Annotated in this window: 24 protein-coding genes; 11 read left to right on the plus strand and 13 right to left on the minus strand. The window is 58.6% G+C overall.

Annotation, left to right across the window (positions count from 1 at the left end; all coding sequences use genetic code 11):
* Positions 1 to 119: 119 nt before the first annotated feature.
* The 5 genes from HNQ72_RS23255 to HNQ72_RS23275 all read right to left on the minus strand — a co-directional run bounded on the left by HNQ72_RS23255 (position 120) and on the right by HNQ72_RS23275 (position 7,162).
* On the minus strand, positions 120 to 1,553 hold the full coding sequence (locus HNQ72_RS23255) for an aldehyde dehydrogenase family protein (RefSeq protein WP_183995776.1): 1,434 nt from the start codon (positions 1,551 to 1,553) through the stop codon (positions 120 to 122).
* Between the two features lie 79 nt (positions 1,554 to 1,632).
* The gene (locus HNQ72_RS23260) at positions 1,633 to 2,436 is read right to left on the minus strand and encodes an NAD-dependent epimerase/dehydratase family protein (protein WP_183995778.1); all 804 of its coding nucleotides are present in this window, start codon (positions 2,434 to 2,436) and stop codon (positions 1,633 to 1,635) included.
* Between the two features lie 143 nt (positions 2,437 to 2,579).
* On the minus strand, positions 2,580 to 3,401 hold the full coding sequence (locus HNQ72_RS23265; protein WP_183995780.1) for a bifunctional allantoicase/(S)-ureidoglycine aminohydrolase: 822 nt from the start codon (positions 3,399 to 3,401) through the stop codon (positions 2,580 to 2,582).
* A 113-nt stretch (positions 3,402 to 3,514) separates the two neighbouring features.
* The gene (locus tag HNQ72_RS23270; RefSeq protein ID WP_183995782.1) at positions 3,515 to 5,917 is read right to left on the minus strand and encodes a PIG-L family deacetylase; all 2,403 of its coding nucleotides are present in this window, start codon (positions 5,915 to 5,917) and stop codon (positions 3,515 to 3,517) included.
* A 24-nt stretch (positions 5,918 to 5,941) separates the two neighbouring features.
* Complete coding sequence (locus HNQ72_RS23275) at positions 5,942 to 7,162, minus strand: ROK family transcriptional regulator (protein ID WP_183995783.1); 1,221 nt, start codon at positions 7,160 to 7,162, stop codon at positions 5,942 to 5,944.
* Between the two features lie 244 nt (positions 7,163 to 7,406).
* Between HNQ72_RS23275 and HNQ72_RS23280 the strand changes: the two genes are divergently transcribed.
* The 7 genes from HNQ72_RS23280 to HNQ72_RS23310 all read left to right on the plus strand — a co-directional run bounded on the left by HNQ72_RS23280 (position 7,407) and on the right by HNQ72_RS23310 (position 14,500).
* Positions 7,407 to 8,672 carry an extracellular solute-binding protein gene (locus HNQ72_RS23280; protein WP_183995785.1) on the plus strand — a complete coding sequence of 422 codons (1,266 nt, stop codon included), beginning with the start codon at positions 7,407 to 7,409 and terminating at the stop codon, positions 8,670 to 8,672.
* 28 nt (positions 8,673 to 8,700) lie between these two features.
* The gene (locus HNQ72_RS23285) at positions 8,701 to 9,654 is read left to right on the plus strand and encodes a carbohydrate ABC transporter permease (RefSeq protein ID WP_183995787.1); all 954 of its coding nucleotides are present in this window, start codon (positions 8,701 to 8,703) and stop codon (positions 9,652 to 9,654) included.
* Complete coding sequence (locus HNQ72_RS23290; protein ID WP_183995789.1) at positions 9,651 to 10,493, plus strand: carbohydrate ABC transporter permease; 843 nt, start codon at positions 9,651 to 9,653, stop codon at positions 10,491 to 10,493. The genes HNQ72_RS23285 and HNQ72_RS23290 overlap by 4 nt, the downstream gene beginning before the upstream one ends.
* Before the next feature lie 4 nt (positions 10,494 to 10,497).
* Positions 10,498 to 12,012, plus strand: coding sequence for an argininosuccinate lyase (gene argH / locus HNQ72_RS23295; RefSeq protein WP_183995791.1), 1,515 nt, complete (start codon positions 10,498 to 10,500; stop codon positions 12,010 to 12,012).
* Positions 12,012 to 13,055: an ABC transporter ATP-binding protein gene (locus HNQ72_RS23300; protein WP_183995793.1), complete on the plus strand. Its 1,044-nt coding sequence runs from the start codon at positions 12,012 to 12,014 to the stop codon at positions 13,053 to 13,055. Before argH ends, HNQ72_RS23300 begins: the two co-directional genes overlap by 1 nt.
* Positions 13,052 to 13,951 carry a carbohydrate kinase family protein gene (locus HNQ72_RS23305; protein WP_183995794.1) on the plus strand — a complete coding sequence of 300 codons (900 nt, stop codon included), beginning with the start codon at positions 13,052 to 13,054 and terminating at the stop codon, positions 13,949 to 13,951. The genes HNQ72_RS23300 and HNQ72_RS23305 overlap by 4 nt, the downstream gene beginning before the upstream one ends.
* 84 nt (positions 13,952 to 14,035) lie before the next feature.
* Positions 14,036 to 14,500 carry a CBS domain-containing protein gene (locus HNQ72_RS23310; protein WP_183995796.1) on the plus strand — a complete coding sequence of 155 codons (465 nt, stop codon included), beginning with the start codon at positions 14,036 to 14,038 and terminating at the stop codon, positions 14,498 to 14,500.
* A gap of 47 nt (positions 14,501 to 14,547) precedes the next feature.
* Here HNQ72_RS23310 and HNQ72_RS23315 read toward each other — a convergent pair whose 3' ends face one another.
* The 8 genes from HNQ72_RS23315 to HNQ72_RS23350 form a co-directional block, all read right to left on the minus strand.
* The gene (locus HNQ72_RS23315; RefSeq protein ID WP_183995798.1) at positions 14,548 to 14,919 is read right to left on the minus strand and encodes a response regulator; all 372 of its coding nucleotides are present in this window, start codon (positions 14,917 to 14,919) and stop codon (positions 14,548 to 14,550) included.
* Positions 14,909 to 15,319: a response regulator gene (locus tag HNQ72_RS23320; protein WP_183995800.1), complete on the minus strand. Its 411-nt coding sequence runs from the start codon at positions 15,317 to 15,319 to the stop codon at positions 14,909 to 14,911. The genes HNQ72_RS23315 and HNQ72_RS23320 overlap by 11 nt, the downstream gene beginning before the upstream one ends.
* A 119-nt stretch (positions 15,320 to 15,438) precedes the next feature.
* Positions 15,439 to 16,218: an ABC transporter ATP-binding protein gene (locus tag HNQ72_RS23325; protein ID WP_183995802.1), complete on the minus strand. Its 780-nt coding sequence runs from the start codon at positions 16,216 to 16,218 to the stop codon at positions 15,439 to 15,441.
* On the minus strand, positions 16,215 to 17,222 hold the full coding sequence (locus tag HNQ72_RS23330) for a FecCD family ABC transporter permease (protein WP_183995804.1): 1,008 nt from the start codon (positions 17,220 to 17,222) through the stop codon (positions 16,215 to 16,217). The genes HNQ72_RS23325 and HNQ72_RS23330 overlap by 4 nt, the downstream gene beginning before the upstream one ends.
* Positions 17,219 to 18,205, minus strand: coding sequence for a FecCD family ABC transporter permease (locus HNQ72_RS23335; RefSeq protein ID WP_183825840.1), 987 nt, complete (start codon positions 18,203 to 18,205; stop codon positions 17,219 to 17,221). Before HNQ72_RS23335 ends, HNQ72_RS23330 begins: the two co-directional genes overlap by 4 nt.
* The gene (locus tag HNQ72_RS23340; protein ID WP_183995806.1) at positions 18,202 to 19,299 is read right to left on the minus strand and encodes an iron-siderophore ABC transporter substrate-binding protein; all 1,098 of its coding nucleotides are present in this window, start codon (positions 19,297 to 19,299) and stop codon (positions 18,202 to 18,204) included. Before HNQ72_RS23340 ends, HNQ72_RS23335 begins: the two co-directional genes overlap by 4 nt.
* A 95-nt stretch (positions 19,300 to 19,394) precedes the next feature.
* Positions 19,395 to 21,620 (minus strand): TonB-dependent siderophore receptor, encoded by a 2,226-nt coding sequence (locus tag HNQ72_RS23345; RefSeq protein ID WP_183995808.1) that lies wholly within the window; start codon positions 21,618 to 21,620, stop codon positions 19,395 to 19,397.
* A 182-nt stretch (positions 21,621 to 21,802) separates the two neighbouring features.
* Positions 21,803 to 22,465 carry a TetR/AcrR family transcriptional regulator gene (locus HNQ72_RS23350; RefSeq protein ID WP_183995810.1) on the minus strand — a complete coding sequence of 221 codons (663 nt, stop codon included), beginning with the start codon at positions 22,463 to 22,465 and terminating at the stop codon, positions 21,803 to 21,805.
* Between the two features lie 219 nt (positions 22,466 to 22,684).
* Between HNQ72_RS23350 and HNQ72_RS23355 the strand changes: the two genes are divergently transcribed.
* The 4 genes from HNQ72_RS23355 to HNQ72_RS23370 are packed head-to-tail and all read left to right on the plus strand — an operon-like array spanning position 22,685 to position 25,905.
* Positions 22,685 to 23,293, plus strand: coding sequence for a YkoF family thiamine/hydroxymethylpyrimidine-binding protein (locus HNQ72_RS23355; protein ID WP_183995812.1), 609 nt, complete (start codon positions 22,685 to 22,687; stop codon positions 23,291 to 23,293).
* 19 nt (positions 23,294 to 23,312) lie between these two features.
* Complete coding sequence (locus HNQ72_RS23360; protein ID WP_183995814.1) at positions 23,313 to 24,119, plus strand: ABC transporter permease; 807 nt, start codon at positions 23,313 to 23,315, stop codon at positions 24,117 to 24,119.
* Positions 24,116 to 24,895, plus strand: a complete 780-nt coding sequence (locus HNQ72_RS23365) for an ABC transporter ATP-binding protein (RefSeq protein ID WP_183995816.1) — start codon at positions 24,116 to 24,118, stop codon at positions 24,893 to 24,895. The genes HNQ72_RS23360 and HNQ72_RS23365 overlap by 4 nt, the downstream gene beginning before the upstream one ends.
* On the plus strand, positions 24,892 to 25,905 hold the full coding sequence (locus tag HNQ72_RS23370; protein ID WP_183995818.1) for an ABC transporter substrate-binding protein: 1,014 nt from the start codon (positions 24,892 to 24,894) through the stop codon (positions 25,903 to 25,905). Before HNQ72_RS23365 ends, HNQ72_RS23370 begins: the two co-directional genes overlap by 4 nt.
* Positions 25,906 to 25,966: the final 61 nt, after the last annotated feature.

The following is a 25,966-nucleotide window of genomic DNA, read 5'->3' on the forward strand; positions in this document are numbered from 1 at the left end:
GAACGTTCTTTCGCAGACAGAGATAACGCGCAAAAACGTTCCGTCTACAGAGCTTACTCTGCAGACGGATCGCTCACAGGTCTTTTACATTTCTACAGCCGCAACGATTGCGGCCATCATCAGGCCTGAGTGTAAGCCGTCTTTACAACGGTGAAGAATTCGGCGGCATATTTGCCCTGCTCGCGCGGGCCAAAAGACGAGGCCTTGCGCCCACCGAAAGGCACATGGAAATCGACACCCGCCGTTGGCAGGTTGACCATCACCATGCCGGCTTCCGAGTTGCGCTTGAAATGCGTCGCGTATTTCAGGCTTGTTGTCGCAATACCCGCCGAGAGGCCGAAAGGCGTATCGTTGGCCATGGCCAGCGCCTCGTCATAATCCTTGACGCGAATGAGGCTGACGACCGGGCCGAAAATTTCCTCGCGGCTGATGCGCATCTGGTTGGTCGCTTCGGTAAACAGCGTCGGCTGCAGGAAGAAGCCGGGTGTGTCACGCTCCAGGCGCTCACCGCCAAACGCGAGCTTGGCACCTTCCTTGACGCCGATCTCAATATAGTCGGTGTCCTGCTTCAACTGGCGCCCGTCGACGACCGGGCCGACATGGGTCTCGGGCCTCAGCGCATGCCCTACCTGAATGCTCTTCATCCGTTCGGTCAGCGCGTCGACGAACTTGTCATGGATGCCTTCGGTGACGATCAGGCGCGAAGATGCCGTGCAGCGCTGGCCGGTAGAGAAGAAGCCGGAGTTGGCAGCAGCCTCCACAGCGACGCCCAGATCGGCGTCGTCGAGAACGATCATCGGGTTCTTGCCGCCCATTTCCAGCTGGAACTTTCGATTATGCTCGATCGAGGCCGCAGCAACACGTTTGCCCGTGCCCGTCGAACCGGTGAAGGTAATGCCGGCAATATCCGGGCTGTCGAGCATCGTCTGGCCGACGACCGAACCTGGTCCCATCACCAGATTGAGTACGCCCTTGGGAAGGCCTGCGCGGTGCAGGATATCGACGATCGCCCAGGAGCAGCCGGGCACGAGTTCCGCTGGCTTGAAGACCACCGTGTTGCCGTAGCAGAGCGCCGGCGCGATCTTCCAAGCCGGAATGGCGATCGGAAAATTCCAAGGGGTGATGATACCTATGACGCCGAGAGGTTCGCGCGTGATCTCGACACCGATACCGGGCCTTGCCGATGGCAGGACTTCGCCCGCCAACCTCAGCGTCTCGCCGGCAAAGAAATCGAAGATTTGTGCTGCACGCGTGACTTCGCCGATCCCCTCGGGCAGCGTCTTGCCTTCCTCGCGGGAGAGAAGCGTGCCGAGTTCCTGCTTGCGCGCCAGGATTTCGTCAGCGGTCTTTTTCAGGATCGCGTGGCGTTCGAGAATTCCGGACCGGGACCATGCCGGAAAAGCAGCCTTTGCTGCGGCAATCGCCTGGCTCACGTCATCGGCCGTTGCCTGCGCGTAAAGCCCGACAATGTCATTGGTATCGGATGGATTGACGTTTTCCGAGCCGGTGCTGCCGACCCATTCGCCGGCGATGAGATTTTGATGGATCGTCATGCTTTTTCCTTCCCAAGCGGCTTTTCAATCCAGCGGATATGGCCGCGACATATGAATGGAGGGCATCTTTGATGCGATGTTATAAGTTGTCGTCGGGATGACCAGAGCCGGCGAATGCCCCGCCCTGGTAGATCACCATGGGATCGTTCGGATCCTGCTCGCCGGTTGCAGCCTCGACTTCGGCGCGCCATTTTTCCGAACTGTCCTGCGGCTGCCAGCCGAGAAAATCAGCGTTGCTATTGTCCCACCACGTGGGCTGGTTCGCAGATGCGCCATAAACGATCGTGTGCGCGAGTTTCGGGGCAAGGAAGGCCCGCTCACACAAGGAAACGAAATCGCGATAACTCAGCCAGCTTGCCAACATGCGCGGATTGAGCGGTCTGTCGAAGCAGGAGCCGATGCGAAGCGAAAGCGTCTCCTGCCCGAACTTGTCGTAATACATGCTCGCGACAGCCTCGCCGAAAACCTTGGATACGCCATAGAGTGAATCGGGACGCGGATAGACCGTATTGTCTATCTTTTCATCCTGCCGGTAGTAGCCGACGACATGGTTGGAACTGGCAAATACGATGCGGGGTTTGCCCTGATGCCGAGCGGCCTCATAGAGATTGTAGAGACCGATAATATTGCCCTGAAGAATAATATCGAAGGACCGTTCGACAGATACTCCGCCGAGATGGATCACGCCGTCCACGCCTTCAAGAAGTCGCAAAACCCCTTGGGCATCGGCGAGATTACATCTGACGAATGTTTCCTTCGGTCCGAGGTCAAAGACGTCACCAAGGTCTGATAATACGACCTTTTCCGCCAACTGCGACAGCAACGGGCGGATGTTCTGACCGACACCACCCGCGGCGCCCGTCAGCAACAATTTCTTCAGCATATATCCTCCCCAGGACAGGCATCACCGACACTTTATCGGCGTTGTCATACATGACGGCCAAATAGATACTACAAGTGGGAGGGATGGCGTCAACAAGTTTATCATTGACGCCTTAAATTCATGCGGAAAGCAGGGCTTGCCGCCTACCAGAGATCGGCGTGGCGGTTGACGTCCTTGTAGAGGAGGTACCGGAAACGGCCGGGACCACCGGCGTAACAAGCCTGCGGGCAGAATGATCTGAGCCACATGTAATCCCCGGCTTCGACCTCAACCCAATCCTGATTGAGACGATAGACGGCCTTGCCTTCGAGCACATAGAGGCCGTGCTCCATGATATGGGTTTCCATGAACGGGATGGCCGCGCCCGGCTCGAATGTAACGATGTTCAGGTGCATGTCGTACCGAACATCCGACGGATCGATGAAACGCGTCGTCGCCCAGCGGCCCTCGGTATCCGGCATCGGATCCATGACGCATTCGTCCTCATGCGTGAATATCGCCGGCGGTGCCTCCAGACCTTCCACGACCTTGAATGCCTTGCGCACCCAATGAAAGCGGCAGGGCTTGTCGCCTTCACCACGCAGGGTCCATTTCGAACCAGCAGGAAGATAGGCGAATGATCCCTCGCGCAGATGATGCGAGGCTCCCTCGAATTCGATCGTCAGATCGCCTGTCACCACGAATATGGCTGCCGAGGCCCGGATATCCGGCTCCGGGCGCAGGCTACCACCACCCGGCAAAACCTCGACGATATATTGCGAGAATGTTTCGGCGAAACCGGAGAGCGGACGGCTGATGATCCATGCCCGCGTCTTTTCCCAATGCGGCAGAACGCTGGTGACGATGTCGCTCATCACCGTCCTGGGAATGACCGCGTACGCGGTGGTGAAAACGGCCTTGCTGGAGAGGAGTTGCGTCTGAGGCGGCAGTCCGCCCACCGCACTGAAATACTTGCTGTCAGTCATGTCTGTTCCCTGATTATGCTGACTAAGGTTTAAGCGCGCCTCCCCGATTCATCAATCGGCAAACCACTGCCCCTTCGCACTTGCTAAGAGGTTGCCGCACCCGAAACAGCATCTCAGGCGGGCTGAACAAGATTGGCCATAAGCCGGAAGGCGCCTGGAACGAGGCGATCCATCTGGTGATGCAAGGTTAGACTGACATGCGTATGCCTGCCCTTGCCAATCTCGGCGGAAAGCAGCGCGCCTTTCAGTGGTTGCTCATTGACATCATGCATAGAGAGAAGCGGCACATAACACTCGTCCCAGCTCGACGCAAAATAGAGACCGCGCTCCTTGTTCCATCCCTCCCAATCTCCAGGGTGGATGGCATTCGGGCCGGAGAGCAGCACATGGTCAGGCGAAAGCACCGTAACTTCGGCGCGGGGGTCGGTAACCCGCCAACGGACGGAAGGAGATCCGATCTGCAGAGGAAGAACCGGTGTCTCATCAGGATGCCAGCCGTCAGAGGGACGATGGTACAGCGTAACCAGGTGCCCACCGTTTTCCACGAACTGATGCAGCCGCTGCGTTATCGCTGCCAGATCCTCGCGAAGGCCGAAGGCAAATATGCCGACGACGATTGTGGTGAATTGCGAAAGATCTCCCGCAAGACCAACGGCATCGAGGTCGATTACATCAAGCCCCATGCGGGCTAGCCAGAGACCAACCTTGTCGGCACCACCACCGACATAGGCAATGCGGGCTCCTTCGGGAAGTTGCAAGTCCAACGCCAGGACGTTCAATACCGCAGGCCGGCGGAACTCGGCTCTGCCGATATGGGGATAATAGATCGTTTCAGCTTCAAATGCCGGATGACTGCCTATGCGGGCTCTAATGTCGAACAAGCCCGGTTCAATTTTCCCTTGGGCCGCAGCAATCCAGTTATCGCCATTTGCATTCATCGCCCAGCCAGCGGGCGCGTCAAAGGCTATCGTTGCCGGCGCGCCGGCGAGATCGGCCTTGATCGGCCATTCCCGGCATGCCGTTCCAACGGGGATGATCAGGGCATCGGGATGCAGCGCCAGCGTCTGTGCAGCATTGACGGCAAACGACTCCTCCAGATCGAACAGCCCGACAACGTTGCGGCCCTCGATTTCCGCTGAAACCTGAATACAGGCATGACCATTGCCGCCCAAGGCAGCCCATCCGGGCAAAAAATGGCTCGAGAGAGATGTATGTGTTTCCGCGGTCAGCAGAAACGTTGGCTCCTGGCCGAATGATGCCGGTTCGGCAGCAATGCCGGCAGGCAGCAAAGGCGAGATACGGATCTTGTATTCGCCGGCATTTTCGCCCAGCTCGGCTGTCAGCACCGATCGTCCACCCGGAGCAATCGAGCGCGGATCGGCAGATGCGCGCTCAAATACGGAAGCCGCCTCCAAGATCGCCGCGTCTATCTCGATGATTTTGCGTTCAATGCGATGGCCGTGCAATCCCAGAAACGCGTCGGGAGCATTCGCGGCGACCCTTTCGAGGTGCCTCGCGGCATGTGTCAACATGGAAACGATGGCTTCACGATGTGGGAAAGCCTCGATGGCCGCGGCTATTGCAGTGTCAGCGGAGATGAGCGCCGCCGCGACCTCGTCCGGCAGATCAGGAAACGCCGCAAGCTGCTCAAGGAAATTTGGCAGTCCATCGGAAATGAACCGCTCTTCGCTAGCGGCAATCGAAGTCAGCTTGAGGTGGAGCGGCCAGACTGATTTTGCCTGCATCGGCCAATCGCCCATGCCCTGCGATGCGTGAAAATAACGTGACCACTCGCCGATCCGGCCATATTCCGCACCGGTAGCCTTGTCGCGACTGCAAGCCTCCACAGTAATGGTTGCATCGGGTGGCGGCAGCGCATCGTCATATGTCCCGCCCCCGCCGGACCAGGCTGGCAGATAGTATTTGGCAACCCTCCAAGGTTTTAGGCCTTCAGCGAGATGTTCGGGAAACGCAGTCGCATCTGCAGCAAGCACAATGGCGGCCTCGGCTGCGCGGGTCATCGCCCTGTGGTGGCCGTGCTGTCCCGGTACGTCGAGAAAAGTCGGGATGACGATATCCGGCCTCTCTTTGCGATAATCTCGCACAAGGCGCTCGACGATACGCGCCTCACCCCAACGGGCAAAGGTCGCATCCCCGTCCTTGGAAAACCCGAAATCGTGGATCGTATCGTCCGGACCATGCCCAAGCCAGGCGACATCCGCATCAATGATCCGGGCCGCCTCCTCCATCTCGCGCGAGCGCAGGACACCGAGAGCACCATGTCGCTCCGGTCCGAGTGCATTCTGCCCTCCCTCGCCACGCGTCGAGCAGGCAACGATCACCCGCATGCCATGTTCGAGCCGCAAAAAGGCGAGCAGGCCGTTCTGCTCATCGTCAGGATGGGCGCCGGTATTCATCACCGTGACAGTCGATTTCAACCGGGAAAGCTTGCGGTGGAGCCGGACCAGAGCGGGAGCGCCCATCTGTTTTTCGATACGTTCGCGCGCGCTCAGCATTTTGGCTATCACCTCATTATGCGTTCAGGCTGAAATCGTATTTCCTGGTGAAATCTCGAGTTTCGGTGTGACGATGTCGAACAGGGGAATGGCTGCGGCGCCGAGAGCCGCGGTCAGTTGCCCGGTCTTTCCGCGGATAACGCGCGGCAGTTCGCGCTGCCTGCGGCTGGCGACGGATGTTGGAAGCGGCCCCATGCGAACCACGATCTCGTCGATGATCGCATCCGGCAAAGCCCCCCCGAGAATGACGGTCTGCGGGTCGAGAATGTTTTCCAGCATGGCAACCATCGGACCGAAATAGGTGGCTGCATCCTCTATCCATGCCATGAGGGTCGGATGGCCTTCCGCGTGCAGTCGCTCAAGGTCGGAGAATTCGCTATCGGCGATCCCGACCGCAGCCAGCTGCTGCTTGAGCACATAGACCGAGGCATAGGCTTCGAGGCAACCACACTGGCCGCAGGACGGGCACAGCCGCCCTTTCGGCACAACGGTCACGTGACCGATTTCTCCGGCATTGCCAAAGGCGCCACGATAAGGCGCACCGTCCTGGATGATGCCAAGACCGAGGCCGACACCGAAATAGATCATGCAGAAATTGGAAATCGAGAGACCGGATCCGAACAGCCGTTCACCCACTGCCGCAGCCGTCGCATCATTCTCGACCACAACGGCATGGCCGCAAGCCTGGCTAAGCGCCTCAGCGGCATCGACACCTGCCCAACCGGAAAGCGTGGTAGGCCCGACGGACGTCATGCCGTCGATCTCGAAGGGACCGGGCATAACCGCACCCACGCCAAGTAATTTGCTGCCAAGCGATCCTGCCAACCCAGAGAACTCTCGCGAGAAGGCAGATATGATGGAGCCAGGCGTCGTATCTTTGAGTGGCGTAATTCGCTGTCCGCGGAGCCGGCCGGCAAAATCGAGCGCGACCGTTACCATATGGTCTGCCGCGATCTCCACACCAATCGTAACACCACCCTCCGGGTTAACCGCGAACTGGATCGGCGGCTGACCTCGACCAGAACGCAGCCGGCCGGTCTCCATCAGAAGGCCCTCACCCATCAGCTCATCGACTATGTTGGCGACAGCCTGCGGCGTCAGTTGCGTAAGTTTGGCGATGTGAGCACGACCAAGCGAGCCGTGACGACGCACAATATCGAGCACCACCCGGCGATTGTGATCGCGGCTTCGCTCGGGATTTTTCCCGATGGCCACTGGATGAGCGCCGATCGTGTGAATCGTCATTTCTGCAACCTCTTCCGCTTTCAACCACAGGATCCCGACCGACGCCACCACAAATACAATAACTCAAGTAAATTATCTTATTGACAAACCCGGCCGCTCAGGGAAGCCTACGGTAGCCGGGAAAGTCCCCGCGATACCGGATGATCCGTTGGATCCATCCGCACGGATAACAACGCATCGGGCGTGACACGGCCGAATGCAGGGAACAATCGAACCCTTAAAGCCGGAAGAACCGGTGGGGTAAATGGAGGCTCACATGCGTAAGTCAGTTCTGCTGGCCGGGCTCGTCGCCGGATTCAGCACTTTCGCGTTCAACGCGGCACAGGCAGTGGAAATCGAATACTGGCAGTATGTTTTCGACACGCGCGTAAAGGCGATGGATCAGCTCATCGCCGACTTCCAGACGAAGAACCCTGACATAACGGTCAAGCAGGTTACCTTCCCCTATGCCGACTACCAGACGCGCGTGATCGCCGCCAATATGGCAGGCAACGGTCCCGACGTGATGCAGCTTTTTTACGGCTGGCTCGACAAGTTCGTCGCCGGCGGCATTCTTCAGCCTCTACCAACCGATGCGTTCCCGCACGAAAAGATCGAGAAGGATTTCTTCCCGATCGTCAGCGCCATGAAGCGCGACGACAACTATTACGGCCTGCCGACCGCCGTGCGCTCGCTCGCCGTCTTCTATAACAAGAAGCTGTTTACCGAAGCAGGCCTTGACCCGAACAAGCCGCCGCAGACGCTGGATGAATTCGTTGCCGCGGCCGAGAAGATTGCCAAGCATGATGCCGCCGGCAATGTCACCGTTGCGGGTTCAACGCTGGATATGACCGGACAGGATCACCAATGGTGGCGGGAAGTGCTGATCCGGCAGTTCGGCGGCGAACCCTATACCGACAACGATACCAAGGTTGCCTATAACAGCGAGGCAGGCGTTCAGGCGCTGAAATTCTACACCAGCCTGCAGACGGAAAAGAAGGTCGGCGCTGTCGGCTTCATGGACGAGGGACAGGCCGCGTTCCGAGCCGGCAAGGCCGGCATGACGATCGACGGCACATTCCGTCTCGGCGCCTTCTCGACTATCAAGGATTTCGAGTGGGGCGTGACCGAGCTGCCGGCCAACAAGGATGGGTTGCGTTCCAACTATGCCAGCTATTTCGCCAATGGCATCGGCGCCAAGACCACCGGCGAGGAACTGGAGGCATCGAAGAAATTCCTCACCTATCTCACTTCGCCGGAAGCGATGGCCATTTGGCTAAAGGTTGTTGGCGAACTGCCGGCCCTGCGCTCGGCGGCCTTGACGGACGCCAACCTAAAAGACCCGATCTACGGGCCGTTCCTGAAGGGGCTGGATTACGCCCATACGACAATGTTCAAGGATGAGCTCGGCCAACGCCAGAACGCCATCGACATGGTCAACCGCGTTCTCCTCGAAGGGCAATCGCCCGAGGATTCTCTCAAGCAGGCAGCAGAAGCCGAGCAGGAAATGATCGACGCGGCAAAGCCATAAACGCCGATCAGCGAAAGCGGAGTTGATGATGGAATCGGACAATCTGCGGGGGGCGGCGGGCGGCCGCCCCGGCGGGACTGCGGCAGCCATGCCCGCGGACCGTCTCTCGATGCGCACCAAAAGGCTACTCTGGGTATGGGGATTTCTGGCAATCCCTGTCCTGTTTTACACAGTCATCCGCTTTTATCCGACATTTCAGGCCTTCTACCTGTCGATGACCAATTGGGATCTGGTGCGGCCGGCAAAATTTGTTGGTTTCGCTAATTACGTCAAACTGTTCAAGGATCCGCAATTCTGGAAGGTTTTTCGCAATACCTTCACCTATCTCATCATCGGCACGCCACTCAGCCTGCTGATCGCGTTCACGGTCGCATTCTTCCTCGACCGGGTGCGGTTCATGCACAACTTCATCCGGGCTCTCTATTTCCTGCCTTACCTGACCACCGCCGCGGCCATGGCCTGGGTATGGCGCTGGTTCTACCAGCCCCCACCGATCGGCGTGATCAACGACGTTCTGGCTCTGATCGGCATTCCGCAACAGCCCTTCATCCGATCAACCGACCAGGCGCTGTTCTCCATCATGGTCACGGCAATCTGGGCAGGGCTCGGCTTTCAGGTCATCATTTTCATGGCCGGACTGCGCGCCATCCCAACCACGTTTTATGAAGCAGCCCGGATCGATGGCCTCGGTGAATGGGCGATCCTGCGCAAGATCACCCTGCCGCTTCTGAAACCCACCACCGTTTTCCTCGTGGTCTTTTCATCGATCGCGTTCCTGCGGATTTTCGATCAGGTCTACAACATGACCACGAACGATCCCGGCGGTCCGCTGGGCTCGACCAAACCGCTGGTGCTGATGATCTACCAGACTGCCTTCGGTTCCTACGCCATGGGTTATGCGGCGGCACAAACGGTCGTGCTCTTCACCATCCTGCTGATCGTGTCGCTTCTGCAGCTCTGGATTTTGAGGGAAAAGAAATGACCGATACGCCAGCACTTTCCCACGCCAATATCCGCCCAGGACGGATCATCATCTGGACGCTGCTCTTCATCGGCGGACTGATCATGATCTCGCCGCTCCTGTTCATGTTTTCGACCTCGCTCAAAACCGCCGATCAGGTCTATGATCTTCGTCTGATCCCGGCAGCACCCACACTCGCCAACTACATCTCGGTTCTGGCCGATGGCCGGTTCATGCGGTGGTTCCTCAATTCCATGTTTGTGGCCGTCACCGTCACGATATCCAACTGCTTCTTCGACAGTCTGGTCGGCTACACGCTTGCCAAATTCGAGTTTCGTGGCCGTTATTTCGTTTTCATCGCCATTCTGTCGACACTGATGATCCCGACCGAGATGCTGGTCATTCCGTGGTACCTGATGTCCAGCCAGCTCGGCTGGCTGGATAGCTACTGGGGCATCATGTTTCCCGGCATGATGACCGCCTTCGGCACATTCCTGATGAAGCAGTTCTTCGAGACCGTTCCCAACAATTTCATCGAGGCTGCGCGCGTTGATGGCCTCAACGAATTCCAGATTTGGTGGAAAGTGGCGATGCCGCTGGTCACGCCGGCACTCTCAGCACTTGCCATCTTCACGTTCCTCGGCAACTGGACTGCCTTCTTCTGGCCTTTGATCGTCACCACCAGCAAGGAGCTCTATACGCTGCCGGTCGGTCTTTCGAGCTTCGCCGTCGAACAATCCATCCAGTGGGAAATGATCATGACGGGTGCCGCGATCGCCACCCTTCCCACCCTCATCGTCTTCCTCGTCCTGCAGCGCTACATCGTCCGCGGTGTGATGCTCGCCGGCCTGAAAGGATAAAGCCATGGCGGACAAAGACCCGCGCCTTTCCGACACAAGCAAGTTTCCCGATCCGGTCTACAAGGAAACGGTACTGCGCCCGCTCTTCGATGGTGCAAGGAACCATCATGTCGACGGCTTTCGTCGCATCGATCGCGCCCATCTGGTGATGCTTGCCGAAACCGGTATTCTTGATCGGACAATTAGCGCAAGGATCGCCGAAGCCCTCGTTGCAATAGACAAAGAGGTCGACCCGGCGACGCTGGTCTATACCGGCGAAGTCGAAGACTTTTTCTTCCTGATCGAGAAAGAATTGAAGGCTCGCCTCGGCATCGATATCGCCGGTCGTCTGCATACGGCACGCTCGCGCAACGATATAGACCACACGCTCTTCAAGATCGGCCTGAAAGAGAAGATCGACGTGCTGATGTCGAAGGCACGGACACTTCTTGCCGCGATGATCGATGCGGCGGACCGGCAGAAATCGACACTCATCGTTGCCTATACCCACGGCCAGCCGGCACAGCCTACGACGTTCGGACACTATCTTTCCGCCGCAATCGAGGTGCTGATCCGCGATATCGAGCGGTTCTCCGACGCACGGCGCATTGTCGATCTGTCGCCTATGGGTGCTGCGGCGATCACCACCTCGGGCTTTCCGATCGACCGGGCGCGGGTCGCGCAACTGCTCGGCTTTTCCGCACCCTTGCGCAATTCCTATTCCTGCATCGCGGCCGTGGACTACACGACATCGACCTATTCGGCGATAGAACTGATGTTCCTGCATCTCGGCCGTCTTATTCAGGATTTCCAGTTCTGGACGAGCTTCGAGGTCGGCCAGATTTACGTACCGAACGCACTGGTGCAGATTTCCTCGATCATGCCGCAGAAGCGCAATCCGGTGCCGATCGAGCATCTGCGGCACCTGGCAAGTCAGACCTTCGGTCGTGCCCGCACCGTACTGGATGTGATGCACAACACGCCATTCACCGATATGAACGACAGCGAGGGAGAAACCCAGGGCATGGGCTACGAGGCATTCGCCTCGGCCGCCCGCGTGCTCGACCTTCTGGCCGCATTGATCGCCCAGATCAGCATCGATCCGGAGCGGGTGGACCAGAACATCCGCCGCTCCTGCATCACCATCACCGAACTTGCCGATTCCCTGGTTCGCATCGAGGGTCTGTCCTTCCGTGAGGCACACGAAATCGCCGCGGCCACGGCCAAAAGCGTCGTCGCGGCGAAGGGCAGTCTGGTGGATGATGGCTACGCTCCGTTCACTGAGGCCTTCAAACATTCAACTGGCCGCAATCCATCCCTGTCTCTCGGTAAATTCGAAGAGATCGTCTCGCCGGAGCATTTCGTCGCGGTGCGCAGCCGCTTCGGTGGTCCGGCACCCGAACCGATGCAGGCAGCGCTTACCGCCTATCGCGAGCGCCTCTCGTCCTTTGATACCGAGGCGAAACAGATCGAGCGCAACGAGGCCGCCGCCGCCGCCGAACTTGAAGACAAATTCGCCGCACTGATGGGAGACCGCTGATGTCGACGATTGAACTGACAAAACTGATCAAGCGCTACGGCAAGGTCGAGGCGGTCAAGGGCATAGACCTTGCGATTGCCGATGGCGAATTCGTCGTCTTCGTCGGCCCGTCCGGCTGCGGCAAATCCACGACGCTCAGAATGATCGCAGGGCTTGAGGAAATCTCAGGCGGCACGCTGAGGATCGGGGATGAAGTGGTCAACGAGCGCGAGCCGAAACAGCGCAATATTGCTATGGTCTTCCAGAATTACGCGATCTATCCGCATATGACGGTGCGCCAGAATATCGGCTTCGGGCTTTACACATCTAAACTCGACAAGGCCGAAAAGAACCGCCGGATCGAAGAAGCCGGGCGTATTCTGGGGCTGGAAGCCTTGCTCGATCGACGCCCTGCGGCACTTTCCGGTGGCCAACGCCAACGCGCCGCGATCGGCCGCGCGATGGTGCGCAATCCATCCGCTTTTCTCTTCGATGAGCCTCTTTCCAACCTGGATGCGCAACTCCGCTCGCAGATGCGCATCGAGATAAAGCGTCTGCATCAGCGGCTTAAAACGACCACTGTCTACGTCACCCATGACCAGGTCGAGGCAATGACCATGGCCGACCGGATCGTGGTGATGAGAGATGGACATATCCTGCAGGTCGGCACGCCCACAGAGCTTTACGAGAGCCCGGTAGACATGTTTACCGCCCGTTTTATCGGCAGTCCGTCGATGAACCTGCTGCCGGGCAGCAAGTGTTCCATAATGGCCTCAACCGCAACGGAAGGCGATATCCTTATCGGCGTTCGCCCGCATGACCTTATCGCCCGCGCGACGGCAACGGATGAGAAGACGGACCTTAGTTTAACGGGAACGGTCACCGCAGTCGAACCGCTCGGTCCCGAGACACTGGTTCATCTGGATATCGATGGCACGGCAATCATCGCCACGGCAAAGGACAAGTTCGTGCCAGCGGTGGGCAGCACCCTCACCTGCACGGCCGCTCGCGGTAGCCTTTACCTCTTCGACGCCAAGACAGAGAAACTCCTGAGCCGCTCATGATGACCGATACAGACAAGCGGTCCGCGGTGTTAAGCATCGGGCGGATCTATTGCGACCTCATCTTCACCGGTCTCGAGGAGCTTCCGGTGCTCGGGCGCGAACTCTTTGCCGACAATATGAGGATAGCAGCCGGTGGTGGCGCCTTCATTTCGGCTGCCCATATGATCCATGCCGGGCGTAAGGCCGCGCTCGTGGCGAGGCTTGGAACCGACGCGCTTTCTTCCGATGCAGGTAGACAGATTCAGGCGAGTGGTGTGGATCTGCGTTTTGTCGAACATTCGGCTGACGCGGGTCCACAGGTGACGGTGGCAGCTGTCATAGACGAGGAACGGGCATTTCTGACCCGTCGGGCTGGCGCCGCCATGCCTTCAACACTGGATGAAGCCCTGAACTGGCCTGAAGCGAAGCACCTGCACATCGCCGAATATGCAACGCTCCATGAAATCCCTGCACTTGTCCATCTGGCCAAAAACAGAGGCCTTAGCGTCTCGCTCGATCCGAGCTGGGACGCCGCACTGATCTATGACAAGGGCCTGCTTCAGGCCTGCACCGGTGTCGATCTTTTTCTGCCCAACCTCGAAGAGGCGGAAGCCATCACGGGCTCGGCCTCTCCGGAAAAAGCAATGCTCATGCTCTCCGCCACTTTTCCACACGTCGCCCTGAAGGGTGGCGCGCAAGGGGCATGGAGCATGTCGGACGGCGTGGTACTTCATGCGGCGGCCGAAGCGGTACCTGTGGTGGACACAACCGGCGCCGGCGATGCATTCAACGCCGGTTTTATCCATGCATGGCTGGACGGCAAACCTCATCTCGCCTGCCTGACAGCCGGCATCCAATCGGGGAGCCTTGCGGTGCAATCGGCAGGCGGCTTCGACACGTCGCTCGGGCAGCCGTAGCGACGAAGTGCGCGTCGTAGCCACCTCAGGCGCATGCTATAAAGTTACTGTTGAAGAGGCACGCCACTACGACAGGAGGAAAAAATGGGTGTTCGAGTCAAGGATATCATGACGCGGAACGTGGTCACGGTCTCGCCGGATGCTACGTTGAAAGAGATCGCGGGGCTTCTCGTGAAGCACTCCGTCAGCTCTGTCCCGGTTTGCGACGAAGCCGGACGGGTTGTCGGCATCATCAGCGAACGTGATCTCCTGCGCCCCTTTGGCAAGACTATCGCCCAGCGCCGGGACTGGTGGATTTCGGTACTCGCCCAAGGCAATGATCTTGAGCCTCAGTTCGAAACGCTGATCGGTGTCGACCAGCATCGTGCAGCTCTTTTGATGACACAACCGGTGAGGACGATCGAAGAAGAGACCGAACTCAGCGATCTCGCCGAAATAATGTCGCAGCACGATATCAAACGCCTACCGGTCCTTCGTGACGAACGCCTCGTCGGCATTGTAAGCCGCGCAGACGTGGTCAGAGCGATTGCGGGTCTGGATGCTGCGTAAGCCAGCGATACTCAGCAGTCATTTTGGCAGACGACCTGCTGAGCCGCTCAGCGAACCGCACGCAGCCGCTTGATTTCATCGACCAGACGCTGCGGATGATAAGGTTGATCCAGCGGTCCCTGTTCGCAGAGATCGCCGGCGACCTGCGCAGTTTTAACCAGAGATTGCGTCAGAATGATCTCGATATCTAAATGTCGTGAACGGATATAGGTAGAAAGATCGAAGCCGGTCCCATCCCGCATCTGGGTATCGGAAACAACAACATCGACCTCGTAGTGTCCGATCGCAATTCTCGCATCGTCAAAACCGGTTGCCTCGATAACGCTATAGCCGCACTCACGCAGATATTTGGCGATCATCGAGCGCTGCAGGGCATCGCTGCTCGCAACCAGGATCGTCTCGACTTCGTCAGCCTGCATTTCGGTCTGCCTCCATCAGCTTGATCAGGGTTTCACCCACATTCCAAAGCGGCTTTACCACCATGAGTTCAAACAAATGCGGGTCGATAGGCCGATCGGCACGATCCTCCGACATGATCACTATTTTCATTTCGGAATGAGCTGATCGCACATAACGCGCCAAATCCAGCCCGTCCGCCTGTCCCGGCATATCGATGTCGGTCACAAGAAGATCAAAGGTCACTCTGTAGCGCAGCAGTTCCATGGCCTCGTCAGCGGAAGATACTTCCACGACTTCCCAGCCCAGCCGCCGCATGCTGTCGGCGGCATCAAGGCGAAGGAGAAACTCATCTTCGGCAATGAGAACGCGTGTAAGATCTTTCACCGCCCCCACTGACCCGGAAAAAAATGCAGGTAACATTCCGCCTAGCCCTCACGTTCAGGTATCAGAATTCCCGAAACCATCTTTGGTTCCTCAACTTTGCGACCGAGACTATCTCGAGAATGACGTTGCCCCGAAGCCGTGAGCCGGGACGTGGATCAGTAGGGCACGATCATTGGCCGCCCGGTTAACGGATCCGGCATGACCAGAGCTCTCAGCCCGAAAGCAGCTTGCAGATTGTCCGGCGTGATGACCTCTTCCGGAGTGCCTTCCGCCACCAATCCATTCGCACCGAAAAGAAAGAGGTGATCGGAAAACCGCACGGCCAGATTAAGATCATGGAGTACGGTGACAACTGTCGTTCCATGATCGCGATTACGTTTTTGCAACAGGGAAAGGACTTCCAGCTGATGTGCAAGATCAAGCCAAGTCGTTGGCTCGTCGAGCAAGAGATAAGGCGTGTTCTGTGCCAGCACGAGCGCGATCCATGCCCGTTGGCGCTGGCCACCGGACAATTCGTCGATAGGCCGCTCGGCCAGATCGCTCAGCCCGACCTGTTGCAATGCCTGCGCGCAGATCGAGGCGTCCTCCTCGCTCCATGGCGCAAGCAGCCCGCGCCAGGGTGTTCGGCCGCGTCTGACAAGATCCGAGACAGTAATACCTTCCGGCGCCTTGGGCGATTGCGGCAGGATGGACAGACGGCGCGCCAGTGTACGCGTATCGATCTTGCCGATATCGTCTCCTGAAAGACGCACCTGACCGGAAGCCGGAGCAATAAGCCGCGCGAGGGCCTTGAGAAAGGTCGACTTGCCGCAACCGTTGGGTCCGAGGATGGACGTCACCCGCTGATCGGGCACAGCAATCGAAAGCTCGCGGATCACCACACGCTCGCGATAACCAAGCGTGAGGGACGTGGTGGTCAGCCCGTTTCCGGTCATAGTTCTCCTGCCTCCACTTCTTTCCAGAGAAGCCACAGCAGATATGGCGCCCCCATTATTCCGGTCATGACACCGACGGGCAATTGCAGTCCGGGAATTGCCGAACGTGAGATGACCTCCGCAAGAACCGTGATCGTGGCGCCCGCGATGGCTGCTGCCGTGAGGCGCGAAGCCGGATGTCTGACACCGGCAATCCGCATGCCGAGCGGTCCGGCCATCATCGCGACGAATGGCACAGGCCCCGCAACTGCGACGCCGACAGCAGCAAGCAGAACGCCAGTGCAGATGAGCCCGTATCGGGCTCGCTCGACATGCGCACCAAGACCTGCGGCGAGTTCATCGCCAAGCTCGAGAAGCGCCATGGCCCGAACCTGCAATGCGAGCACCACAAAGAGCAGCGCCCCCAGCCCGAATACCTGCAGGACATGACCCCAATTGCGTGCCGTCAGAGAACCGGCGAGCCAGCGCTGTGCGTCAGCGGCCTCCTGAGGCGGCATCCGAAGCACCAGGAAACTGCTCACCGCCGACGCAAAGAAACCGATGCCGATGCCGACCAGGATCAATGTCAGCGGCGACTGCCGGCCACTTCGGTGAAACGCCAGTCCAGCCACGAGCAGAGCCGCGACAAGCCCTCCGATTGCGGCAAGGATGGGCAAGGGAATGAACAGTCCGAAGGCAACACCGGCGACCACGGCACAGCCTGCCCCGGACATGAAGCCCATGACATCTGGGGCCGCCAGTGGGTTACGCAGCAGGATCTGGAAAATCGCTCCTGATGCACCCAGCACCGCCCCGGCTCCAACAGCTGTCAACGTGGAGGGACCGCGCAATACTCTCAGCGTCAGCGAACCCGGTCCGGCTCCGGTCATCAGCCCGCGCAGAAGCTCGGCCGGTGTTATCATGATCTGTCCAACCATCAGCGACAGAAGAATGGCAGCAGCCAGAAGGCCGCCGAGCAGCAACCATCCTCCCACGATCTTTCTCGCGGAACCTTCGCCACTCATGTCAGTGCTCCGGGTCTCAGGCGGCGTACGACAAAGATGAAAACAGGTGCCCCGACGAGTGCGGTCATGATCCCGACGCGAATTTCCGCAGGCGCAACCACGAGCCGACCGGCTGTATCCGCGAGCAACATCATCGATCCCCCAAGAACCGCAGACACGGCAAGCTCATGACGCAGCACGTGTCGCCCGATACGCCTGGCCAATGGAGGCACGACCAGACCGACAAAGGCAATCGGCCCGGCTACGGCCACCGCAGCTCCAGTCATCAACATGATTGCCAAAAGCGCGCAAAGCTGCACGGCGCCCGGCTTGGTTCCAAGACCACGCGCCAGAGAAGAACCGAGGGCAAGCGCTTCGATGCGTGGTGCGATGATCACAGCTATGGCAGCGCCCAGAACGAGCGCGACGAACATCGCTTCGAGCGGACGGGTATTCGCCTGCGCGAGCGAACCGGTAACCCAGAAGCGAAAAATCTCGAGAGTTTCGTTGCGGGAGAGAATGATCGCCGACACGAGGGAAAGCAGCAACGCGTTGATCGCGACGCCCGCCAGCGTCAAGCGCACGGGACTGCCTGCACCGCTTCGAGCGCCACCGACAAGGAAGACGGCGACAGAGGCAATCGCGGCTCCCGGAAAGGCGAGGGCTGCCATCATGCCACTGTCGGCATAACCGGTCAGCAGCGCCCCGACAACGACCGCGAATGCGGCACCAGCATTGACACCGAGCAGGCCGGGATCAGCCAGCGGATTGCGTGTCACGGCCTGCATCACGGTGCCCGCCATACCGAGACCTGCACCAGCAATTAGACCGGCAACAAGGCGAGGCACACGAACGGAGCGGATGACGGCATGCGTGGGATCGTTGGCGTCGAAAGCGAAAAACGCATTCCAGAGATCGGAGATACCGGCATCACGAACTCCCACGACTAGCGTCAATGCCATCGCAATGAACAACAGGAGCGCAAGCCCGACAACAGCCTTCAAGGCGCCAGCCCCGCCGCAGTACTTGAGGCAACCGGCGTTTTCGGATCGCCATCGAGCGCCAGAACGATATCATCCTTCAAGCCATCGAGAGCATAGGGCAAAGAGAGGATGCTGCCGAAGCTCAAGGCCGCGGCCATCACTTCACCGGCAAAGACCTCACGCCCCTCGATATGAGCACGGAGGGTCCTGCGCAGCGGCAGAGCTTGAATATCAGGCACCTTGTCCGTGGTAGACACCCAGATCAGCAGGTCCGCATCAAGCGGTGATAAATCCTCAGGCGACAGGCGCGCATAGAAACCCTGCGTTTCGGAAAGCGACTGGATTTTCAGCGGCGGCTTGAAACCGAGTTCCGCCAGGAACGTGGCGCGGGTATCGGAACCGATGAAAGCGCCAGTCTCGCCGCCGAAATTATAGGCGCATACTGCGGTCATTCCACTCCATTCAGGATGGGCGGCACGCACCGACTGAAATTTCGCGTCAACCTCCGCAATGCGTTTTTCGGCGAGTTCCGTTTTGCCTACGGCCTTACCGACCATTCGGGCCAGCTCATCCCATGTCGTACCATAAGCTGGCTTGTCCTTCGGCTGCATCAGAACGGGCGCGATCTGCGACAGCACATCATATTCGTTCTTCGATATGCCGGCCCCGGCAGCAACGATCAGATCGGGCTGCAGGCTAGCCACCACTTCCATCGAGACTTCGCCGGAAATCAGCTGCGGCTTGGCATCACCCAGACGGGACTGTGCCCATGGCCACACACCGTAGGGCTGGTTGCCGAACCACTGACGGATGCCGACAGGCACGACATCGAGCGCCAGAAGCGCATCGTGGACGTTGTATCCCAGGGACACGACACGTTCCGCCGGCTTCGACAGAACGGTCTCGCCATAGACATGCTCGAAACGCAGTTCCTCACCGGCAGCAAAGGCCGTGCGGGTAGAAGAGAAGACAGGGGCAAGACCCGAACTCACGACAACCGCACCGGATACGCCTGCGGCCATGCGCATCAGGAACTCGCGGCGTTTCACGTCATTGCCGGCATCCACCGAGCCTTCGCCAGAACCGCCCTTTCGCATCGCTCTTCCTATCATCATCTGCCGCGACGCTCCGTTGGCAGAAAGCCAAAATCACATCGCAAAAATAAAGGCATCCCTCGACTGCGCCGAGGAATGCCTGAACTTGAGCGGATTTACCAGGTATATTTCAAGGTCGCCAAAACCTTGCGGCGGTCGCCGTAATAGGCGCTGTAGCTATAGTTATCGACCTGGCTGATATATTCCTTGTCGAACAGGTTGGTGGCATTAACGGCCAAAGTGGTGCTGTCGGTAACCTTATACCTGATCGCAGCGTCGAACACGGTACGCGACGGCAGAGAGATCTGGTTCGACTTGCCGGGGCGGCTCAGAGTCGCGTTGTCGGCATATGTCTGCCCGATAAAGCGGGCACCAAGACCAAGCGTCAGGTCACCCAGAATACCGTTTCCGGGGATCGTGTAGTCGGCCCAAAGCGACGCCATGTGCTTCGGAACAAGCGCCGGACGCGTCCCTATGTTTTCCGAAAGAATGTCGTCCTCAATCTCTGCATCCCAATAGGAATATCCTGCAGTCAGGTTGAGACGATCGGTCAGCGCCATCTTGCCTTCCAACTCGATGCCGCGAACGTTTATCTTGCCCACCTGGTACTGCGCATAAGATGCATCATACTGCGGAACATTCGTCTGTGTCAGGTCGAAGAGTGCCACAGTGAACATCGCATCCATGCCTTCCGGCTGATACTTTGCTCCGATCTCGTACTGGGTGCCTTCCTGCGCCTTGGGTTCACTGACATAAGACGAGCGACTTGCCCCTACAGGAAGGAAGGATTCCTGGTAGCTGGCATAAAGAGACAATTCGTTCGTCGCCTTGTAAGTCAAACCGGCGCGCTTGGTGAACTGCTCATCGACCGATGTGTCGTCTGAAAGAGTGGAGGAGGCAGACAAATAGTCAGTATACAGGCTTCTGGAGTTTGTCTTCACGTGATCATATCTAGCACCAAGCGTCGCGATCCAGCGATCGTCGATTGTCAGCTCTTCCTGAAGATAGACGCTCTTGGCGGCCTGTGAGCCATTGTCGTCGAAATCCCGATAAAAGCCAGAAACCACATTATCGCGACCACTATAGGTCGGATCGTAAGGGTCAATCCCGTTCAAACTTCCATCGTAGCGACGCTCTTCCAGCTTGGCTTTCTGGTAGCTGACGCCAAGCAAGGTCTTGCTGTCGAACTGGCCAATGCTGGCATCATATTGCAATTGGTTGTCGACATCGAAACGCCTTGAGTGGCCGTAAATGGCGAGAGAACTTCTGCTGCCGCCGATGCTTGTATAATCACCGATACCGGTCGCGTATGGCGCGAAAACACCTTCGTACGTCAAGTCGAGGTCCGTGTAGCGTGTGTTTTGCCGAAACTCGAGACCGTTGCCAAAGTCATGACGGAACTCGTAGCCGATGTTCCGTTCGATCGTATCCATGTTGTCGAAATCGGGTTCGCCCAGATAAGTTTCCGAATCGATCTGGCCGCGCAGGCTGTAGGGAGTACCATGCGACGTGCTGCCATTGCGCTTGTTATAACTCGTCAGCAGAGTGAAGTCGGTATCGGCAGATGGGCTGAAGGTGAGCGCCGGCGCAATGTAGATGCGGTCATCGTCACTGTATTCGATACCCTGTTTGGCATCCTGCCATTTGGCGGTCAGACGGTAGGACCAAATCCCATCCGGGTCGATTGGACCACCGAAATCGGTTCCCGTTTCGATATGGTCTTCACCGAATGTCGTGTAGACCTCGCCGAACTTGTAGTCCTGCGGCCGCTTGGAAATCGCGTTAACGACACCACCCGGCTGCGACATGCCGAACAGCGTGGAATTCGCGCCCTTGAGAACCTCAAGACGTTGCAAGCCATAGGGTTCCATCCGGCTGCCGGTGAAGTTGTCGCTACGCACCTGCAGACCGTCCTTGAACGTGCTCTGCCCGGTAGAGTAGAAACCGCGGATCAGATAGTGGTCATAACGATTGTCCGAACCGTAGATATCGGTGGAAACACCCGGCGTATAAGACAGCGCCTCATCAAACGTCTTCACCCCGCGCTCATCCATCTCCTTCTGCGTCACCACCGAAACGGCTGCTGCCGAATCGAGGATTGGCGTATCGGTCTTCGAACTCGTGCGTGAACTTTTTGCAACGATCGTGGAATCAGGCCCGACCGGTGAGCCGTCGCCCTGCAAGATAATCGGCTTCAACGTCGTGCCGGCATCGGTCTCTTCGGCATTCTGAGCAAAAGCGTGCAGCGGCAGAACAATGGCGCAGCTGGACAAAAGCACGAGAAAATGACCGCGATTGCGGGACTTTTTTGCAAAAGCATTGGGAACAATAGAGCCAGACATAAGAGTGCTCCTTCAGTGTACGCGAGCAAAATCAGAGGCTTCGCGGCATCAAACGCAAAGCCAAAAAAATATGATTGATAAAATCAGGAATTATCGGTCGCCGGAAAGTGAGTCAATGCGCGAAGACTTACACCGGCGGCGTATCAACAATATCTGCGGCCGATATGCCACAGGCTGATCGATCAGCCTTCGCCGGAAGGCACGTCCGGCGTTTTCAGATAGCTGACGACTGCATCCGAAATCATCTGCTTGTGGCGCGCCATCAGCCCTACCTCGGAAAGATCGCGCCTGAAAATCGCGCCGAACGTATAGCGATTGGAGACACGGAAGAAACAGAAGGCGCTGATCAGCATGTGAACATCGATTGCATCCGTGCGGCGCAGGAAAACGCCATCGCGCCCGCCCCTGTCGATGATTTTTTCCAACATCTCAATGATCGATATGTTCAGATCGAGAAGCGTTTCCGACCGGCGCATGTGAGCGGCACAATTGATGTTCTCGCTGCTGACGAGGCGGATGAAATCGGGATGTGCCTCGTCATAGTCGAATGTTTCGGAGATCAGCACCCGCAACGCGTCTTCCGCCGGCAGGTCCTCTAGCAGAAGATCAGCTTCCAGCGTTCTGATCTGCCGATAGGATCGCTCCAACACCGCCAGATAGAGGTCTTCCTTGCCGCCGAAATAATAGTAGATCATCCGCTTGGACGTGCGCGTCTTCTCGGCGATCGCATCGATGCGGCCACCAGCCAGACCATGGGTCGCGAACTCCTCGGTCGCAGCATCGAGAATGTCTGCCTTCGTCCGTTCGGGGTCGTTTTTTCGGCGCTGTTGCGGTCTGGCAGACATGGAAACGAAACTCCGGAGCTCCACCGGCCGGAGCGAATTCATACCCGTCTCGTACTCCGCTTGAAACGGTCATTCAACACTGCCCTCTTGCAAGTGCTGCATCATCTGATCTATCAGGGGCCGAACAGGGGTGCTCCGTATCGCCGGGGTTGAGATTCGGTCGTCATGACCGTGGACCCTAAAGCTGATCTGGATAATGCCAGCGGAGCGAGGTGCAAGATGTTTTCCGGCGCGCAGATTTCCCTTTACCCGATGTCCGACGATTTCGCCGACGTCATCCTCGGTGCCTTGTCCGCGCTTGATCCCTATCGGGATCAGTTGAGGATCGAGACCGACGACATTTCGACGCTTCTTGTCGGCACGCCGGATGTCGTCATGGCCGCGATGCGCGACCTCTTCGTTGCCGCCGCAAAATCCGGCAAACATTGCGTCATGCATGCAACGCTGTCGCGCGGCTGCCCAGGCGAGCCGGACGATCCGATCTGCCATGTTCCCGAGATGACCGGGCCACTCGCACCCCTTGAGGAGCGCAGGGCACAGGCATTGGCCGCAGTCTCCTCGATTCCGCTTGCCGGACAGCCGACAGCCGCGCAATTTTCACTCTACACGCTCGGCATCGGCCAGCACATGGACGAGATCTACGGCTGCATCGACTTCATCAAGTCGTCTGGCGTGTTCGACAAGTCGAAGAACTTCTGCACAAAACTGCGCGGCGATGCCGCGCCGGTTTTTGCAACGGTTGGCGAGGCTTTCGTCCGTTTCGGGCCGCCGCAGGGCCATGTCACCATCGATCTGACCGTTTCGGCCAACAGCCCGAGCGCCATCTAACGCCCTCACGGACAAGTCGATGTCGTCGAGCACTTCGCCCATGCGCGGACGTATGCTCCGCAATCATGCCTTCCGGGCATTGCCGGCTCTCGTTGCCGCGAGCAGCCTGCTTCTCGCATGGGAGATCTATTGCCGCGCCTCCGGCATTTCGGAGACAACCCTGCCCGCGCCATCCCAGGTGCTTCTCCAGGCATGGCTCAATCGCGAAGCCCTCTGGGCCAATACCGTGCCGACCCTTCGCGCGACGCTTCTGGGCTTCTCGTTATCACTCGTCCTCGCTTTCCTGCTGTCGATGGCGATCGATTTTTCCGCCCTGATGCGGCGGGCGCTTTTTCCGATCTTCATCGCCAGCCAGACCCTGCCGCTGGTGGCAATCGCACCGCTGGTCGTCTTGTGGTTCGGCTTCGGGCTTTTGCCCAAAATCCTGCTCGTGGCGCTCGTCACCTTCTTTCCGATGCTGGTCGCCCTGGCTGAAGGTTATGCCTCCACCGAAAATGAAGTCGAGGACCTGCTCGCCTCGATGGGCGCATCCCGCTGGAAGCGCTTCCTGCTTGCCCGCCTGCCCTCGGCGCTTCCCTATTTCTTCGCCGGTTTGCGCATCTCGATCACCTATGCCGTGGTCGCGGCGATCTTCGCCGAATATGCCGGGGCAGCCAAAGGGCTCGGTATCTACATGCTCAATGCGAAGAACAATTTCCGGCCGGACCTCGTGCTCGCCGCCGTGCTGGTCAGCTCACTGCTGACCTTGCTTCTGTTCAGCGCCACCTGGGCCGTGCAGCGACTGGCTGCACCGTGGATCGACAGCACATCGGGGCGACGCCCATGACCGAACCGCTGCTCCGCCTCGACAGGATTTCGCTGAGCTATAGCGAAATCGATGTGCTGCAAGACATTTCGCTAGATGTCCTGCCCGGCGAATTCGTCTCGATCCTAGGGCCTTCCGGCGCGGGCAAATCGACCATCTTCAAGCTCCTCACCGGCGCGGCAAATGCCGGCAGCGGCGAGATCCAGTTTGCCGGCAAACCGCTTATTGCCACCGATCGGCCGTTCGCCTTCATGCCGCAACGCGATGCACTGATGCCCTGGCGGCGGATCATCGACAACACGACGCTCGGGCTCCAAGTACAGGGAATGCGGAGAAAAGAGGCTCGAAAGCGCGTCGCGCCGCTGTTTAAGGAGTTCGGCCTTGGCGGTTTCGAGCAGCATTATCCGCAGGCGCTTTCCGGCGGCATGCGCCAGCGCGCCGCCCTGCTGCGCACCGTTGTCCAGGACAGGCCCGTACTGCTGCTCGATGAGCCTTTCGGCGCGCTGGATGCGCTCACCCGCAACCAGATGCAGATCTGGCTCGAAGCCATGTGGCTCAAACATCGCTGGACCATCATCCTGATCACCCATGATGTGCGGGAGGCCGTGATGCTTTCCGACAGGATCCACCTTCTATCGCCGCGCCCCGCACGCGTTGAACGGACGATCGCGGTTCCCCTGCCGCGCGCCCGTTTCAGCCACCCCACGGCCCGTGCCGAGGCTGCAGCCATAGAAACCTCGATACTCGATTTTCTCCTCTCTCCTCAGATCCGGGAACCGGAAGGACTGTTGCCATGAGCCAATTATTGTTGAGCCGACGCGCCACGCTCGCGGCACTCGCCGCACTCGCCGTGCCGGCGCTGCCTGCCCGATCCCAGGCCGCTTCAAAGGTTACGGTCGCCCTCGATTGGACGCCGAATACCAATCACATCGGCCTGTTCGTCGCCCGGGACAAAGGCTTCTACAAGGATGCCGGCCTCGACGTCGAAATCCTCCCCTATACGGACACCTCGGCCGGAACGCTGGTTGCCAATCACGTGGCCGATTTCGGCATTCTCGGCTCGATCGCTCTTCTCACCCAGCGCACGGCAGGTGCAGATCTCGTCGGCACCTATGCCATCGTGCAGACCGAAACAGGCCGCCTCGTCTTCAAGGGAGGCCGTTCCGACATCACCCGCCCGAAGGATCTCGATGGCAAGACCTATGGCGGTTTCGGCTCTGCCTGGGAAAATGCGCTGATATCCTCGATCATTCGCCATGACGGCGGCAAGGGCGAGTTCGAAACGATCACGCTCGGCACATCCGCCTATCAGGCCCTGGAAAACGGCGCCGTCGATTTCACGCTGGAAGTCTATACCTGGGAAGGTGTGAAGGCTGAACTGGAAGGCTTGAAGCAGGGCGCGTTCCGTTATGCCGATTTCGGCGTGCCGGACGAGCACACGGCCCTGATCGGCTCCAGCCGGAAATTCCTCGACGAAAATCCGAAAGAAGCAGCGACCTTCCTCCAGGCGACCCGCAAGGGCTATCGGTTCGCCATCGAAAATCCGGATGAGGCGACCGACCTGCTGATCTCGGCCAACAAGGATGCCTTGACCGATCGCGCGCTGATCCGGGCGTCGCTTAAGGCGCTGATCGAAGGCAAATATCTGGAAAGCGCCGAAGGCGCGATCGGCACGATCGATCCTTCGAAATTCGAAGCGATCGGCGCTTACGCCTATAAGGCAGGCATTCTCAAGGCCGCCGGCGGCAAGCCTCTCGAAGCGAAACCGGATTTTACGAGCTATTACGCCAACGACTTTTTGAAATAATCCCCAAGTGTCAAGGGTGCCGGCGATCCGGCACCCTTGACACCTCCCCCTTGGCCGCCAG

Origin of the sequence: Aliirhizobium wenxiniae (genome assembly GCF_014201355.1) — a bacterium.
Lineage (GTDB): Bacteria > Pseudomonadota > Alphaproteobacteria > Rhizobiales > Rhizobiaceae > Neorhizobium > Neorhizobium wenxiniae.